At 46.6% G+C, this 16,296-nt stretch carries 15 protein-coding genes; 10 read left to right on the top strand and 5 right to left on the bottom strand.

Annotated elements, in window-relative coordinates; translation table 11 throughout:
* The first annotated feature begins 22 nt into the window (after window positions 1-22).
* Genes R2083_RS00705 through R2083_RS00715 form a run of 3 tightly spaced genes read left to right on the top strand, consistent with a single transcriptional unit; the run spans window position 23 to window position 2,854 of the window.
* Entirely contained in the window at window positions 23-1,150 is a 1,128-nt protein-coding gene (locus R2083_RS00705) for a Re/Si-specific NAD(P)(+) transhydrogenase subunit alpha (RefSeq protein ID WP_317537178.1), read from the top strand.
* A 15-nt stretch (window positions 1,151-1,165) separates the two neighbouring features.
* Window positions 1,166-1,474 (top strand): NAD(P) transhydrogenase subunit alpha, encoded by a 309-nt coding sequence (locus R2083_RS00710; RefSeq protein ID WP_090314859.1) that lies wholly within the window; start codon window positions 1,166-1,168, stop codon window positions 1,472-1,474.
* Window positions 1,475-2,854 (top strand): NAD(P)(+) transhydrogenase (Re/Si-specific) subunit beta, encoded by a 1,380-nt coding sequence (locus R2083_RS00715; RefSeq protein WP_317537179.1) that lies wholly within the window; start codon window positions 1,475-1,477, stop codon window positions 2,852-2,854. It begins immediately after the preceding gene.
* Between the two features lie 92 nt (window positions 2,855-2,946).
* Here the strand turns inward: R2083_RS00715 and R2083_RS00720 are convergent, their stop codons facing one another.
* Window positions 2,947-4,461, bottom strand: a complete 1,515-nt coding sequence (locus R2083_RS00720; RefSeq protein ID WP_317537180.1) for an EAL domain-containing protein — start codon at window positions 4,459-4,461, stop codon at window positions 2,947-2,949.
* Between the two features lie 85 nt (window positions 4,462-4,546).
* Entirely contained in the window at window positions 4,547-5,590 is a 1,044-nt protein-coding gene (locus R2083_RS00725; RefSeq protein ID WP_317537181.1) for a phosphoglycerate mutase, read from the bottom strand.
* Window positions 5,591-5,879: 289 nt separating this feature from the next.
* Between R2083_RS00725 and icd the strand changes: the two genes are divergently transcribed.
* Window positions 5,880-7,130: an NADP-dependent isocitrate dehydrogenase gene (icd, locus tag R2083_RS00730; RefSeq protein ID WP_317537182.1), complete on the top strand. Its 1,251-nt coding sequence runs from the start codon at window positions 5,880-5,882 to the stop codon at window positions 7,128-7,130.
* A 122-nt stretch (window positions 7,131-7,252) separates the two neighbouring features.
* Here the strand turns inward: icd and R2083_RS00735 are convergent, their stop codons facing one another.
* Window positions 7,253-7,456 carry a cold-shock protein gene (locus tag R2083_RS00735; RefSeq protein ID WP_013964362.1) on the bottom strand — a complete coding sequence of 68 codons (204 nt, stop codon included), beginning with the start codon at window positions 7,454-7,456 and terminating at the stop codon, window positions 7,253-7,255.
* 290 nt (window positions 7,457-7,746) lie between these two features.
* Between R2083_RS00735 and clpS the strand changes: the two genes are divergently transcribed.
* The 5 genes from clpS to ribD all read left to right on the top strand — a co-directional run bounded on the left by clpS (window position 7,747) and on the right by ribD (window position 13,708).
* Window positions 7,747-8,055 (top strand): ATP-dependent Clp protease adapter ClpS, encoded by a 309-nt coding sequence (gene clpS, locus R2083_RS00740; RefSeq protein ID WP_317537183.1) that lies wholly within the window; start codon window positions 7,747-7,749, stop codon window positions 8,053-8,055.
* A 1-nt stretch (window position 8,056) separates the two neighbouring features.
* On the top strand, window positions 8,057-10,312 hold the full coding sequence (clpA, locus tag R2083_RS00745) for an ATP-dependent Clp protease ATP-binding subunit ClpA (RefSeq protein ID WP_317537184.1): 2,256 nt from the start codon (window positions 8,057-8,059) through the stop codon (window positions 10,310-10,312).
* A gap of 439 nt (window positions 10,313-10,751) precedes the next feature.
* Entirely contained in the window at window positions 10,752-11,999 is a 1,248-nt protein-coding gene (glyA, locus tag R2083_RS00750) for a serine hydroxymethyltransferase (RefSeq protein ID WP_317537185.1), read from the top strand.
* A gap of 66 nt (window positions 12,000-12,065) precedes the next feature.
* On the top strand, window positions 12,066-12,548 hold the full coding sequence (gene nrdR / locus R2083_RS00755; RefSeq protein WP_317537186.1) for a transcriptional regulator NrdR: 483 nt from the start codon (window positions 12,066-12,068) through the stop codon (window positions 12,546-12,548).
* Window positions 12,549-12,616: 68 nt separating this feature from the next.
* Window positions 12,617-13,708: a bifunctional diaminohydroxyphosphoribosylaminopyrimidine deaminase/5-amino-6-(5-phosphoribosylamino)uracil reductase RibD gene (gene ribD / locus R2083_RS00760; RefSeq protein WP_317537187.1), complete on the top strand. Its 1,092-nt coding sequence runs from the start codon at window positions 12,617-12,619 to the stop codon at window positions 13,706-13,708.
* A gap of 6 nt (window positions 13,709-13,714) precedes the next feature.
* Here ribD and R2083_RS00765 read toward each other — a convergent pair whose 3' ends face one another.
* Together R2083_RS00765 and R2083_RS00770 are read right to left on the bottom strand one after the other, a co-directional pair.
* On the bottom strand, window positions 13,715-14,275 hold the full coding sequence (locus R2083_RS00765; protein ID WP_317537188.1) for a response regulator transcription factor: 561 nt from the start codon (window positions 14,273-14,275) through the stop codon (window positions 13,715-13,717).
* A gap of 5 nt (window positions 14,276-14,280) precedes the next feature.
* Window positions 14,281-15,543, bottom strand: a complete 1,263-nt coding sequence (locus R2083_RS00770) for an ATP-binding protein (protein WP_317537189.1) — start codon at window positions 15,541-15,543, stop codon at window positions 14,281-14,283.
* A 502-nt stretch (window positions 15,544-16,045) separates the two neighbouring features.
* On the opposite strand from R2083_RS00770, the gene R2083_RS00775 reads away from it, so the two are divergent.
* The gene (locus R2083_RS00775; protein WP_317537190.1) at window positions 16,046-16,216 is read left to right on the top strand and encodes a hypothetical protein; all 171 of its coding nucleotides are present in this window, start codon (window positions 16,046-16,048) and stop codon (window positions 16,214-16,216) included.
* Window positions 16,217-16,296 lie beyond the last annotated feature (80 nt).

A 16,296-nucleotide genomic window follows, 5' to 3' on the forward strand; every position in this document is an offset into this window, starting at 1 on the left:
GGCAAGAAAAGGGAGATTATCAATGCATATAGGCATACCAGCAGAGATTCGCGGCGGAGAAACGCGTGTAGCAGCTACACCGGAGACCGTGAAAAAATATACTGCCAAGGGTGTTCATAAGGTTTCAGTGCAATCAGGCGCTGGAGCGGGAGCGAGTATACCGGATTCGGCCTATCAGGAGGCTGGTGCGACGATTGTCACTGACGTGGCTGAGTTGTATGCGCAAGCGCAAATTGTACTCAAAGTGCGTGGCCCGGAATCCGCCGAGCTGGCCATGATGCGCAAAGATTCGGTATTGCTGGGATTATTGTCGCCGCATCATAAGGAAGGTGTCGATGCGCTGACGCAGCACGGGTTGACCGCCTTTGCGATGGAAAAATTGCCGCGCATTTCGCGCGCGCAGAATATGGATGTTTTGTCATCGCAAGCAAACATCGCAGGCTATAAAGCGGTGATCATGGCGGCCAATGTGTATCAAAAATTCTTTCCCATGTTGATGACCGCGGCGGGTACTGTCAAAGCAGCGCGGGTATTAATTCTGGGTGCGGGTGTTGCTGGTTTGCAAGCGATTGCAACGGCGAAAAGACTGGGAGCCGTGGTTGAAGCTTTTGATGTGCGTCCGGCGGTGAAAGAACAAGTGGAAAGTTTAGGCGCCAAGTTTGTGGAAGTGCCGCTCAGCGATGAAGAAAAAGCCAAGGCTGAAACAGCAGGCGGTTATGCGACTGAGATGTCGGATGATTACAAGCGGCGCCAGGGTGAATTAGTGCATGAACGTGCGATCGCGGCAGATATCATTATCACCACCGCGCTCATTCCAGGACGACCAGCGCCTGTTCTGATCAAGGAAGAAACTGTTCGGGCGATGAAGCCGGGTTCGGTGATTGTCGATATGGCGGTGGAAGCTGGCGGTAACTGTCCGCTATCGGAATTAAATCAAACTGTAGTTAAACATGGCGTGCATCTGATTGGTGTTGCGAATCTGCCCGGTTTGGTGGCAGCGGATGCCAGCACTCTGTATGCGCGCAACCTGATGAATTTTCTGAATCTGATGCTTGATCCGGCAAGCGGTGAATTAAAAATAGATCGTACGGATGAGATCATTGCGGGAACATTACTGTGCGGCGGTGGAGAGATCGCCGCTACATCATAATTTAAAGGAGTAATCATGATTGGTGAAGTCGATCCGGTGATTGTTAATTTAACGGTCTTTGTGCTGGCCATTTTTGTCGGCTACCATGTGGTGTGGAACGTCACACCCGCACTGCATACCCCGCTCATGTCGGTAACCAACGCCGTTTCCGGTATCATCTTGGTTGGTGCCATGCTGGCGGCCGGTCCTGCGGAAACCGACTGGGGTGTCTGGCTGGGTGCCGCAGCGGTTACGTTGGCTGCGATTAATGTATTTGGCGGGTTTCTGGTAAGTCAGCGCATGTTGGAAATGTTCAAGAAAAAAGATAAAAAAGGAAACGCCTAAATGTCAGCAAATCTAGTTGCACTTGCATATTTAGTAGCTTCGGTATTCTTCATACTGGCGTTAAAGGGGCTGAGTTCGCCCGAGTCTGCGCGCCGCGGCAATCTTTTTGGCATGATTGGCATGGCCATTGCTGTTGCCACAACACTGACGTTGACGCAAAACTGGATTTTGATTTTGGGTTGTATTGCCGTGGGCGGTCTGATCGGTGCAATCGTGGCGCAACGCGTGCAAATGACCGCAATGCCCGAGCTGGTTGCATTCATGCATTCACTGGTTGGTTTGGCGGCAGTTTTTATCGCGATTGCAGCAGTCAATAATCCGGTTTCGTTCGGATTACCCGCGGTATTGCCTGCGGGTAGTAAGCTGGAACTGTTTTTGGGCACGTTTATCGGCGCCATGACATGGTCGGGCTCCGTCATTGCATTCTTAAAACTGTCAGGGCGCATGAGCGGCACGCCGATCGTATTTAGCGGTCAGCATGCGGTTAATTTGCTGTTGGCACTCGCGATGGTTGGCTGCGGTTTATGGTTCTTCTTCAGTGAAACGACCAATTGGACCGCATTTATTGCCATGACTGCAATTGCATTTGTATTAGGATTCCTGATTATCATTCCAATCGGTGGCGCGGATATGCCGGTGGTGATTTCCATGTTGAACTCCTACTCAGGCTGGGCTGCGGCAGGTATCGGCTTCTCGTTGGGTAATCCAATGCTGATCATTGCCGGATCGTTAGTGGGCAGCTCGGGTGCGATTCTCTCGTACATCATGTGTAAAGCGATGAATCGTCCATTCTTGTCCGTTATTCTGGGCGGGTTTGGCAGCGATGGCGGTACTGCAGCAGCGGATAGCGGTGAGCAAAAAACCCACCGTAGCGGTAGTGCCGACGACGCAGCTTTCCTGATGGGGAATGCCGATAGCGTGATTATCGTGCCGGGTTACGGTTTGGCCGTTGCCAGAGCGCAGCATGCGGTGAAAGAACTGGCTGAAAAATTACATGAAAAAGGCGTCAATGTGCGCTTTGCCATACATCCGGTAGCCGGACGTATGCCAGGTCATATGAACGTGTTGCTGGCGGAAGCTGAGATTCCTTACGAACAAGTACAGGAAATGGAAGAAATCAACAGTGATTTCTCGAATACCGATGTGGTTTTGGTATTGGGCGCGAATGACGTGGTGAATCCTGCGGCTTATGTTGCTGGTAGCCCGATTTATGGCATGCCGATATTGGATGTGCATAAAGCACGCACCGTTATGGTGGTTAAGCGCAGTATGGCCGTCGGTTATGCTGGGCTAGATAATGATCTGTTCTACATGGATAAGACCATGATGATTTTTGGCGATGCCAAGAAAGTTGTGGAGAGCATGGTCAAAGCTCTATGATGTAATGGATTTTAAAGTCTAAAACAAAAGGCGCAATTATAGTTAATTGCGCCTTTTGTTTTTATCGATACATTTTTTCAATACTTATGGCGCTAAGCAACCGATTCAAGATCATTGAATGGATGGGGCTTAGCAATACCAAATCCTTGCGCATAGTCCACACCAATTTCCCGCAGCTTTGCCGTGATGTCATCGGTTTCAACGAGCTCAGCGATGGTTTGAGTACCAGCTTTAGTGGCAAATTCGTTAATGCTGATTATTCTGGCTAAGTCTTCCTCATCGCGCAGTATGTTGCAAACAATGCTTCCATCAATTTTCAGATAATCGACTTTGATCTTATCGAGCAGACTGAATGATTCTGGAGTTTCATTGAAGCTGCATAATGACACCAGGCACCCTAATTCACGAATTTTATTGGTAAACGTGCGCGTGTCATTGGTAAGGATTTCCGCATCGGAAATTTCAACTTCAAAACAAAGGCTGGAAGCAGGAACGCCTGTTCTCTTTAATAAATCTTGAATGAAACCGGGGAAGGCCTGGTCATTCAGAGAGTCTTTGGCGACATTCAAATAAAATACTGAATTGGCATTAGGGTGATCCGACAGCCAATGGATAATGTGATTAATGATCCACCGATCCAGCTTGGGCATCATCTTGAATTGATCGACAAGCGGTAGGAACGAGCCCGGGGGCATAAGATTATTTTCTTCCTCGTGCATACGGATCAGAATTTCGTAATGGGAGGACGAAGAAACTGAGGGTTTGATGGGAATTATTTTTTGGCAATATAAATTAAATTCGCCGCCTTCAATGGCTTGAGCGATGCGCGCTGCAGTTACACCCTGTTGTTTAGAAGTCTGTGTGTTTGGCTGAAGGCTTGCTTCGATCTTAATAGGTGCTGGATCGGGTTTCTTCGGTTCTGCTTTTGCTGTGTTTTCTTCTTTGATATTTTTTGGTGAAACACGGGTTTTTTCTTGCGCCCGAGGTGTGTGCAATGTATAGAAGCCGATTGTTTTGCCTTTATTGTCAAGATGCGGAAGGTACTGTTCGGTGAAAATATAAGGAAAACCTTTGGTGGATTTGAGAACGCGTTCGTTATGTATGGTTTTCCCGGCTAAGATTTCTTCAATACGATTTTGAATATCGGAGAAGAATTCTTCATTCGAAAATTCCTTTAAATGCCGGCCATCAATCTGATCCGGTTTTAGTCCGAACCAGCGGCGGAAAATCCGGTTATGGTAGCGGCAGCGCAGATCGTTATTAAAATAAGCCAGCATGACTGGAATGTTTTCATCGATAAATTGCGATTTTACTTTATTCTCGGAAGCGGTTTTTTCTGCCCATAACCGGTGCTTGATCTCATTACCTAATCTTTCCTTGCTTACAATAAGTTGATCGGAAAGATTCCGGGTATTTTTCTCTGCGCGTGCTATCTGAATGATTGTAATCAAGATCATGAAGATTAATGAAAACCATAATGCAGTTTGCCAGTGCGGTGCAATTTCGGCGACCAAGTATGGGCCAGCTGCTAGCGTAACTGCCAGCGTGAACGTAATGCTGGTGGCCAAATAAGGCTTAACAATATTAAATAAAGAAGTTTTTTGCACGGTAATTCCTTATTCCTGTTAGCTGAAATTCTTGATAAAGGGATTAGCTGTATAGATATCGCAAGAATGCTTGTTCATAATCCGGCTAGTGTATTTTACTGTGGATGGAGAGTGGTTTGGTTATGCGCCAAAATTTCCATAAGTCGGAACTTGTCAACGAAAAGTCTCGCGATGAAGTCTCATTTAACGCCGTAATGGTCAATTGATTGATTTTTCCTTCCTTGAGCGCTGTATGTAAAGGAGAGAACCAGTTGTGCTCCATATCTTTAAGTGTCTCACGCCAGCCATAAGCATTTCTGTATTGAGCTTTCTCTCGCAATGAATCCAATACTATAAGATGATCCCCGTTTGGTTGCGTCATGAGCCATTCGTTTGCATCGGCCGGTAGCCTTGAATGGCTTGTACCATTGGCGAGTGCTAATGCGCGAGGTAAATCATCGTTACTCCACACATGCGTATAAGGCGACCGGACAAATTGCGGCATGCTTCCGCCACCCCATAACCAGATGCTATTAATGGTGAGCTCACCACGCGATTCACGTGCTTGATTAACCGGATGTTCATGCAATAACATTTGAATTTCATTGAAAACTTTATGCCATAGCACGCTGTCAGTACCGGATGGCAAGAAATTATTGATGTTTTTACAAGTGACCTGACTAAGCATGTGCGTTTGCATGTCTGCTATCGCAGGTAAGCGGATGTACCACCGGTCCGGTCGTAATGACAACAAAGTGAAACCATCATGACTGAAATTATGATTGATATCCTGTATCAATTCATTGGCTTCTTCTTCGGTGATCCGGAAAGCTTGACTATCAGCGAGCATGATATGATTTTGTTCAATGCGAAGGTGAACAGGATCGGCACGCATCCAAAAATCTTTACTGGCTTTTGCCAGGTCAGGCGCATCGGTGTGCAACATGATCGGTGCAATAGGCCAGTTATTTTGTTGTCGTGCGATATTAAACTGTTGGCACAGCCAAGCTTCCGTTGCATGGATTGGATTTATCGAGGAGATGCTTTTTGATAACAGTGTTACCAAGTGACGCATCGGTAATTCATCATAAATGTTTTGCTGCAATGCATCGGACCAAAATAGATCAGGTATGAGAAGATTTAAATTCATTATAGAGAATAAATCACATGAGGTGATTTTGATAATTTATTGATTTTGCTGAATTGAGCTTGAAAACTGATTCGAATGATCAGCATTAATAATGGCCATTGCTGATGTTGTCTGTCATGGAAAGGCATCCTGTTTATAACGTATAATGCTCATCGAGTTTAAGTCCATTCCAGTGCGAGATTGAGAATTTTTCTTGCGATGCGGTCGGGATAGGACGGCCATATAGTTTTGCATAAAAATCCCTGATAATTGGCTCATTATAAATTGTATTTGAATACTTGGAGATACTATGTATCAGCATGTAAAGATACCCAGTGATGGAGAAAAAATTCGGATCAGTACCGATGGTTTTTTGACAGTACCTGATAATCCAATCATTCCTTTTATTGAAGGTGATGGGATTGGTATTGATATTACTCCAGTAATGAAAAAGGTTGTTGATTCGGCAGTTGAAAAGGCCTACGGCGGGAAGCGCAAGATTTCATGGATGGAAATCTATGCAGGTGAGAAAGCAACGAAAGTGTATGGATCGAATGTGTGGTTACCGGATGAAACCTTACAGGCCGCAAAAGAGTTTGTGGTTTCCATCAAAGGTCCGCTTACAACTCCGGTAGGCGGGGGTATTCGTTCGATTAATGTCGCGTTGCGTCAGCAGCTCGATTTATATATTTGTTTGCGGCCTGTGCGCTATTTTAGCGGCGTACCCAGTCCTGTGAAAAGTCCGGAAAAAACGGATATGGTCATTTTCCGGGAAAATTCCGAGGATATTTATGCCGGCATTGAATGGGAGGCGGAATCTGAGTCTGCTAAGAAAGTAATTGATTTCTTGGTTAAAGATATGGGGGTAACGAGTATACGTTTTCCTCAAACCTCCGGTATCGGTATTAAGCCTGTTTCAAGAGAAGGTACTGAGCGTTTTGTACGCAAAGCCATTCAGTATGCCATAGACAATCAGCGTAAATCGTTAACGCTGGTGCATAAAGGCAATATCATGAAGTTTACTGAAGGCGCATTTAAGAAATGGAGTTATGCAGTGGCAGCCAATGAATTCGGTGCAGAGTTGCTGGATGGCGGTCCATGGATGAAATTGCCGCCGGAAAAGGGTGGAATTATCGTTAAAGATGTGATCGCGGATGCTTTTTTGCAGCAAATCTTATTACGCCCGGAAGAATATGATGTGGTAGCTACTTTAAATCTGAACGGTGATTATATTTCTGACGCATTGGCTGCGCAGGTTGGGGGGATTGGCATCGCACCGGGAGCTAATTTGAGTGATTCCGTTGCGATCTTTGAGGCGACGCATGGCACTGCGCCTAAATATGCTGGGAAAGATCAGGTAAATCCCGGTTCGATCATATTATCTGCGGAGATGATGCTGCGTCATATGGGTTGGATGGAAGCGGCCGATATGATTATCAAAGCGATGGAAGCAACTATTCAGCATAAGATTGTTACTTATGATTTTGCGCGATTAATGCCGGGCGCTCAGCAGGTTTCGTGCTCGGCTTTTGGAAATGCGATGATTAAATATCTGGCTTAATAAAGTTAAGGTTTAAAAAAGAAGGTAAAAAAATGCCTCTTCCTGTTACAGGAAGAGGCATTTTACTATCAGGCTAAAACCTTATTATTGTCAATAAGTACTAAACCAGTATTTTATAAAAGTTAAGCGGATTGGATATTAGAGGCTTGTTTTCCTTTAGGTCCTTGAGTGACATCAAAACTCACTTTTTGACCTTCTTTAAGGGTTTTAAATCCGGACATGTTGATTGCTGAGAAGTGCGCGAATAAATCTTCACTGCCATCATCTGGAGTAATAAAACCAAAACCTTTGGAATCGTTGAACCATTTTACTGTACCTGTTGCCATTTCTACTTCCTATATAAAAAACTGGGCCGGAAACCCTAATACTATTTGAATTTCAAGACCATTGACGGATAAAACCAGTACCGCTGAAAACTTGAAGTCAAACGCCATTTGCTGTTTTACGCAAATCCAGGGTTAAAGTCAAGAGGTTACGGGATATTTATGTTTGCGGATTTGGTAATTATCTTAAGAGACTTGAAAATTTTGTCGTAATCGTCAAATATGTCATCACTGGAAGGAAGTATTTTTATGCTAATTATATTTATAATTGGAGTCAGATAGGGAAAAGCGTGATGACGGAAAGTAACACGGAAGCCGTTAAACTTGCAGAGGATAAGGTAAAGCATGAGCAGCCCCCGCTGTATAAGATACTATTATTGAATGATGATTTTACACCGATGGAGTTTGTGATTGAGGTGTTGAGACTATTTTTTTCTATGAATCAAGAGCAAGCGACGCGAATAATGTTAAAGGTGCATACGGAGGGAGTTGGAGTGTGTGGCATTTACCCTAGTGATATTGCAAGTACGAAGGTTAAGCAAGTGATTGAATTTGCCAGGAAGAATCAGCATCCACTGAGATGTGTAATGGAGGAAAACTGAAATGATCGCGCCAGATTTGGAAGTCAGTTTGCACATGGCGTTTGTAGAGTCCAGGCAAAAACGCTATGAATTCATTACAGTGGAGCATTTGTTGTTGGCAATGCTGGATAATGCAAGCGCCGCTGAAGTATTAAATGCTTGCTTAGTTGACATTGAAGAATTGCGGTTGGTATTGCTGGATCATATTTCACGGCATACCCCGGTCATTAAAGGCAGTGAAGAAGTTGACACGCAACCGACTTTGGGTTTTCAGCGTGTGATACAACGCGCCATATTGCATGTTCAGTCATCGGGAAAAAAAGAAGTGACCGGTGCTAATGTACTGGTGTCAATTTTTGGTGAAAAAGATTCCCATGCGGTATATTTCTTGCACCAAAGAGGTGTGACACGTTTGGATGTGGTCAATTACATTTCGCATAATATCCGGAAAGTACCGCAAGAGAATGACGCTAAAACCGGGGGCGAAGGAGAGGCAGAGCATGAGTCGAATAGCGGTGGATTGCTCGAAAGCTACACAGTGAATCTCAATCACCTGGCACTAATTAATAAAATTGATCCATTAATCGGGCGTGAAAAGGAAATCGAGCGCGTTATTCAAACGCTATGCCGGCGCCGTAAAAATAACCCTTTGCTGGTTGGTGAAGCGGGTGTCGGAAAAACAGCAATCGCAGAAGGCTTGGCAAAACGTATTGTCGAAGAAGATGTGCCTGATCTTCTGCTAAAGCATCAGATTTATTCGCTGGATATGGGCGCATTGTTGGCCGGTACCAAATATCGCGGTGATTTTGAGCAGCGCTTAAAAACGCTGCTAAAACAACTTACTGATAATCCTGCTGCGATTTTATTCATCGATGAAATTCATACGCTCATCGGCGCAGGCGCTGCATCCGGTGGAGTCCTGGATGCATCGAATCTGCTGAAACCGGTTTTAAGTTCGGGGCAATTGCGATGCATTGGTGCTACCACTTTCAGTGAGTATCGCGGGATCTTCGAGAAAGATCATGCATTATCAAGACGTTTCCAGCAAATAGAAGTAAATGAGCCCAGTGTTGATGAGACAGTGGCTATTTTGCGCGGGCTGAAATCACGCTATGAGCAGCACCACAAGGTTAAATATACTGCTGGCGCATTAGTTTCTGCCGCCGAGCTATCGGAACGCTATATCAACGATAGGCATTTGCCGGACAAAGCCATCGATGTGCTCGATGAAGCGGGCGCTGCGCAACGATTATTGCCGAAATCGAAAAAACGTAAAGTTATCGGCAAAAGTGAAATTGAAAGCGTGGTCGCGAAAATTGCACGAATCCCGCCGCAGAATATCTCGACCAATGATCGCAATAAGCTGAGAACACTGGGCCGTGATATGAAGGCGGTTGTTTTTGGACAGGATAATGCAATCAATGCATTAACGTCCGCGATCAAAATGGCAAGAAGCGGACTCGGCAATCCACGGAAACCGGTGGGTTCTTTCCTTTTTTCGGGTCCAACTGGGGTGGGAAAAACCGAAGTTGCAAGGCAACTGGCTTATGCATTAGGCATTCATTTGCATCGCTTTGATATGTCTGAATACATGGAACGTCATGCAGTGTCGCGCTTGATCGGCGCACCGCCCGGGTATGTCGGATATGATCAGGGCGGTTTGCTGACTGAAGCGATGATTAAACACCCCTATTCGGTTCTATTATTTGATGAGATCGAGAAAGCGCATACGGATGTTTTCAATATTCTGCTGCAAGTCATGGATTATGGGACGTTGACGGACAATAATGGCCGTAAAGCTGATTTTCGCAACGTCATTATCATTATGACCACCAATGCAGGCGCCGAGTCTTTGACCAAATCCTCCATCGGATTTACACAATCGAAGTTTGCGGGTGATGAATTGGTCGATATTAAGAAGCTTTTCACCCCTGAATTCCGCAATCGGCTCGATGCCATTATTTCGTTTGCGCCGCTAAATCAGGAAATTATTTTGCAGGTAACCGATAAATTCTTGATTCAGCTTGAAACTCAGCTGCATGAGAAGAAAGTGGAGGCGACATTTACGGATAAATTGCGGAATCATCTTGCAAAACACGGCTTCGATCCGCTCATGGGGGCTCGTCCGATGGAGCGGTTGATACAAGACACCATTCGCAGCGCGTTAGCCGACGAATTATTGTTCGGGCGTTTAGTCAGCGGTGGTAAAGTGACTGTTGACATCGACGGTAACGATAAGGTGGTACTGCTATTTGAGGAAGAGGCCGCAATTATTTGAGTCCCGCCGCAACTAAATAAAAGTGCGATATAGATATTTTCCGGAGTGAAATACTGTTACGCGCTTTTATTTATGTCCTATTTTTATTGCCGCTGATTCAGACGGCGTTTGCGCAGATTTATCAATAACGATTGGCGTGTCTTGGCTGGAAGGCGCGCTAATGTTCCATATCGAAGCAAAGATTTTGATAGAAATTACTGAGAAAATCCACTTGCAAGAGAAGTTATTGAGAGTCAGAAACAATTTCCCGGCCAAGCCGAAGAATGGTCTAAAATTATAGATGCGGACTAGCGGTCATCAAGATAAATTCAAACCTTTTGCAAAGAATTTCCTGTCTTTTTTGTGCTGCTGCCATGAGATCAGCTATCAGCGTTTCAGCAGGTAGTGGTAATATACAAATTTTCTCGGTTCCAAAAAATTTCAAAGGATTGGTATCACCATGTTTTCGCAGAAACACACAATAGAAAATGTCGACCCGGAATTATGGCAGGCGATTAAAGGGGAGATGCAACGTCAAGAAGACTATATCGAATTAATTGCTTCGGAAAATTATGCAAGCCCCGCAGTTATGCAGGCCCAAGGTTCTGTTTTAACCAATAAATACGCCGAAGGTTATCCTGCAAAACGCTATTATGGCGGCTGTATGTATGCGGATCAGGTGGAGCAATTAGCGATTGATCGCTTAAAAGCGCTTTTCGGCGCTGAGTATGTCAATGTGCAACCGCACTCAGGATCGCAAGCCAATGCGGCGGTTTATTTATCCGTGCTGAAGCCTGGCGATACCCTGCTGGGCATGTCGCTCGCGCATGGAGGGCATTTAACACACGGTTCCAGCGTGAGCATGAGTGGAAAGATTTTTAATTCAATTTCATATGGCCTGCACCCGGATACTGAGCTGCTGGATTATGACGAAGTTGAACGGTTGGCTCATGAGCATAAACCGAAAATGATCGTTGCGGGTGCTTCTTCATACGCGCGAGTCATTGATTGGGGGCGTTTCCGCAAAATTGCTGATGCCGTAGGCGCCTACTTGTTCGTCGATATGGCGCATTATGCCGGACTGGTTGCTGCCGGTTTTTATCCTAATCCCGTTGGTATCGCGGATTTCGTGACAAGTACCACGCATAAAACCCTGCGCGGTCCGCGCGGCGGTATTATCATGGCCAAGCCGGAACATGAGAAAGCACTGAATTCCGCTATATTTCCGCAAACTCAAGGCGGCCCTTTGATGCATGTGATTGCTGCCAAAGCGGTGGCGTTTAAGGAAGCGGCCAGCAAGGAATTCAAGGATTATCAAGAGCAAGTTATCGAGAATGCGCGAGTCATGGCGAAAGTGCTGACCAATCGTGGCTTGCGCATCGTATCCGGACAGACCGATTGTCATATGTTCTTGGTTGATCTGCGGGCGATGGATCTGACCGGAAAGCAGGCGGAAGCATCGTTGGAACACGCGCATATTACGGTGAATAAAAACGCAATCCCTAACGATCCGCAGAAACCTTTCGTGACCAGCGGTATTCGTGTCGGTTCACCGGCGATAACCACGAGAGGTTTTAAAGAACTGGAAGCGGAACAATTGGCTAATCTGATCGCCGATGTGTTGGCAGCGCCGGAAGATGCGGCGGTTTTGTCACGCGTGGCTACTGAAGCAAAAAAATTGTGCGCAAAATTTCCGGTTTATGGATAAACCTCATCAACCTGGACGGAAGTGAATAATCGTCCGTTCAGGTTGTTATTGCGGGTTTAACTGCGTATGAAATGTCCTTTTTGTAATGCCGATGACACCAATGTCATCGATTCGAGGGTCAGCGAGGATGGTCACAAGATTCGCCGCCGCCGCCGCTGCCCTGCCTGTGATAAGCGTTTTACCACATACGAGACTGTCGAGCTCCGTTTGCCGCAGGTGGTCAAACACGATGGCAGCCGGACGGAATTTGACCGCAATAAATTACTGACGGGTTTTAAGCGGGCGCTGCATAAACGCCCGGTTCCCACCAGCTATGTCGATGCCGCGATCGATCGCATTGTGCAGAAGTTTTTGGCGATGGGGGAACGCGAAGTTTCCTCGCGCAGCATCGGTGAAAGCGTGATGGAAGAGCTGTATAAGCTCGATAAAGTTGCCTATATCCGCTTTGCATCGGTTTATAAAAGTTTCCAGGATGTGGATGACTTTCGCGATGCAATCAAAGAAGTGCAAAAACCGCATCAGCCGTTGTCATCCAAGGAAGTATCCTGAATCAATAGAATGGCCCTGGACGTTCTATTGCCAGCACAGTCCATTACTCCACAGCAATAAAAGTGCCGATGTTTTCTGCCGCAGATTATGCCTTTATGTCGCATGCCTTGCGCTTAGCCGAGCGAGGATTGTATAGCACCACACCCAATCCGCGTGTCGGTTGTGTGATTGCGCGCAACGGGCAGATTGCGGGCAGCGGCTGGCATGAAAAAGCCGGGCAGCCGCATGCGGAAATTAATGCTTTGGTTGATGCGGGGGCAGCGGCCCGTGGCGCGACCGCCTATGTAACGTTGGAGCCTTGCAGCCATCACGGCCGGACGCCGCCTTGTGCCAATGCGTTGATTGCAGCAGGCATCGCACGGGTCGTTATGGCAATGGAAGACCCCAATCCGTTGGTATCCGGGCGTGGGCAGGCGTTATTGCAACAGGCCGGAGTTATCGTGCAGACGGGATTGTTGCAAGCCGAGGCGCATGCATTGAATGTCGGCTTTGTTTCCCGCATGACGCGAAAGAAGCCTTGGGTGCGTTTAAAAACAGCCGCGAGCCTGGATGGTAAGACTGCATTAAATAATGGTGTCAGCCAGTGGATTACCGGTGAAGCGGCACGGCGCGATGGCCACCGGTGGCGGGCTCGTTCGTGTGCTATCATGACGGGTATCGGCACTGTAAAATCCGATGATCCGCAGCTGTCCGTCCGGTATATCAAAACAGATCGTCAACCCAGGAAAGTCGTGGTCGATAGCCATTTGGCGATACCTTTGGAGGCTCGCTTGCTGCAAGACCGGGAAGAAACATTCATTTTCACCGCCTATGCAGAGAATCCGGAAAAAGAAGCTGCGCTGAGTCAGATGAATGCCCGGGTTATTGCGTTACCGGACGCCAAAGGCGCGGTTGATTTGCAGCAAATGATGACGGTGCTGGCTGAATCCGGAATCAATGAAGTCCTGGTGGAAGCCGGTAGCGGGCTCAATGGCGCTTTGGTTCAGGCCGGATTAGTGGATGAATTAATTATTTATTTTGCTCCGCACTTAATCGGTGACGATGCGCAAGGTATGATTGCATTACCTGAACTGACTAATCTTGAACAAAAGAAAAAGCTTACGATTCAGGATGTACGCATGATCGGCCAGGATATCCGGATAATTGCGGGGTTTCTATAAGACTTGTCATTCACGCAGCGGCCGTTTGGCGAGTTTGCGCTGCAATGTGCGGCGATGCATGTTTAATATTCTGGCGGTGACCGAGATATTGTTGTCGTTCTCCGTGAGGATACGTTGAATGTATTCCCATTCCAACCGGCCCACGGATAAAGGATGCGCGCTGATCGGAATATTCGCTTCCCCGACCGTGCGTTCAAAAGCTGCCATGATTTCATTCGCGTCGACCGGCTTGGCGAGATAATGCGTGGCACCGAGTTTGATCGCTTCTACCGCAGTGGCGATGCTGGCATACCCCGTCAACATCACGATTCGGGTTCCCGGATCCAGGTTTCTCAATTTCTCAACCAATACTAAACCCGATTCGCTGGATAATTTCAGATCGACAATCGCATATTCCGGTGTGGATGTTTCAGCCAGATTCAGCGCATCATCGATCGTGTGCGCGCAGGTGATACTAAAGCCTCGCTTTGTGAGCGCTTTGGACAATACATCACAAAAAACTTCATCGTCGTCGACGATCAGTAAGCTCGGGTATTCGCTATTATCCGTTAATAAAGGTTCAATCATGCTATTCATCCAATTAGCGGTAAAACGACCTGTGTGCAGGCACCGCCGCCTTCGAGATTAAACAAGCGGACACTGCCGCCAAAGCGCTCAATATTGGCATTGGCGAGGAACAAGCCAATGCCAAAGCCTTGCCCCGGCGCCTTGGTGGAAAAGAAAGCTTCGCCGGCACGCTGCATTACTTCCGCAGATAAACCTTTGCCGTCATCGTTAATTTCCAGTTTGAGCTCCAGGTTATTGTCCCAATGACTTTTAATTTCAATGCATTCGGACGATGCATCCGCTGCGTTATTCAGCAGATTTAACAGCGACTGGCTTAATAATTGATTGTCCATAATCTTGGGAGCTGGCAGATCACCTGTGCTTTGATAAGTGAACTTAACCGAGGGGCGTATCAGCTTCCATTTATCGAGAATCTGATTAAGAAAGACGTCAACGGGTAATTCGCTGCCATGCTCGGCTCTGGCTTGGCCTGCTTTCGCCAATAGCTGCGTTAAAGTTTGCTTGCAGTGCGCGATCTGATCGCGAAGAATATGGATGTTATTCTGGAATTCAGCGTCCTGCGTGTATTCCTGCTGTAATTCTCCCGCTACGACGGCCATGGTCGAGAGTGGCGTGCCGAGTTCATGCGCGGCGCCGGCAGCCAATGTCCCCAACGCGATGATTTGTTCATTGCGCAAGGCATGCTCTCGAGCCTTGGCGAGATCCTGATCCCGTTCGCGGATGGAGGAGCTCATTCTCACGACGAACCATGCAATGATGACGGTACTTAACACAAAAGCCAGCCACATCCCCGATACATGCAATGCAAATTCAATCAGATGCTTGTTATGATCATGCGGCAATGGCACGTAATTGAACAGCAACAAGGTGTAGCAGGCGATTGTGATGATCGCCATGGTCCAGGTGTAACGCCACGGCAGCGTGGCCGCGGCTATCGTCATCGGTAACAGAAATAATGAAATAAATGGATTGGTTGAGCCGCCGCTGAAATACAGTAGTGTGCTGAGTGCCAGGACATCGATCTGGAGTTGTAGAAAAAATTCCAGGTGAGACACCGGCCAATTGCGATGCAAGCGGATCCATGTCAGTAGATTTAACACAGCGAGCAACGTGACCACGGCGATCATTTGCGTCCAGGGAATGACGATGTCGATGGTCCAGTACACTAAAGCAAAGGTCAGGCACTGTGCGGCAATGGCGATGTTCCGTAACAGAAACAAACGTTGCAAATTTTTACTGAGGGGCGATTGACTGAGATCACTGAACATTTAGGATGGCGCAGCTTTAATTGCTTGGAAAACTTATAACATTAGCTTAAATTATTCGGTATGGCTATGCGACAAATTGTCTCAGGTATAATTCGACAAAATTAAAATAGAAAAATCAGCGGATGTGTTCATGCTGTGCAGCAAACCGCATTGTGAAAAACACGACGCTACCAACATTTGCCGGAATCGTGGTAAGCGGTGGTTTTTTCGGTTAGAATCGTGGACCGGTTTTATGATGGATTGGGAACTGGCGTTATCTTATTGAAATTATTTTATGATTTTAATCCTTGTTCCCAATACCCGGCCTAATAGCTCGGAATATAAACAGTTGATGGCACACTGGCCAACTTCCCGTGAATATCGGCGCGTATTCATACTGAAGTAGGCACCGAACAAACGCTGATAGAAATCTACCTGATTGGTAATACCAAAGTGTTGTCCGCTGAGGAAGTCAGCAGTCTTCCTTGTGTTGGCCGGGTAGTCAGGATTTCCGAAGAATATCGTGTTCTGGGGGGCACAAGCACAAGGTATCGTAGCGGGTGCCAATATGGTGCTGGTTGGCGGGCAAGCTTTGTTGTTAAAAGAACTACCAGAATTTCTGGAAGATATTCAAATTGCCCGGGATGCTTATGAGAAACGTGACGCACTGGCGGGACGCTATCAAGCAGCGTAAAAAATAATAGTGCCAAATTTTAATGCCTGATGTTTTTATCAGAGAATGAGTATAGGCAAGCTATCCATTGTTGGAGAATA

Source organism: Nitrosomonas sp. Is35 (genome assembly GCF_033063295.1).
Lineage (GTDB): Bacteria > Pseudomonadota > Gammaproteobacteria > Burkholderiales > Nitrosomonadaceae > Nitrosomonas.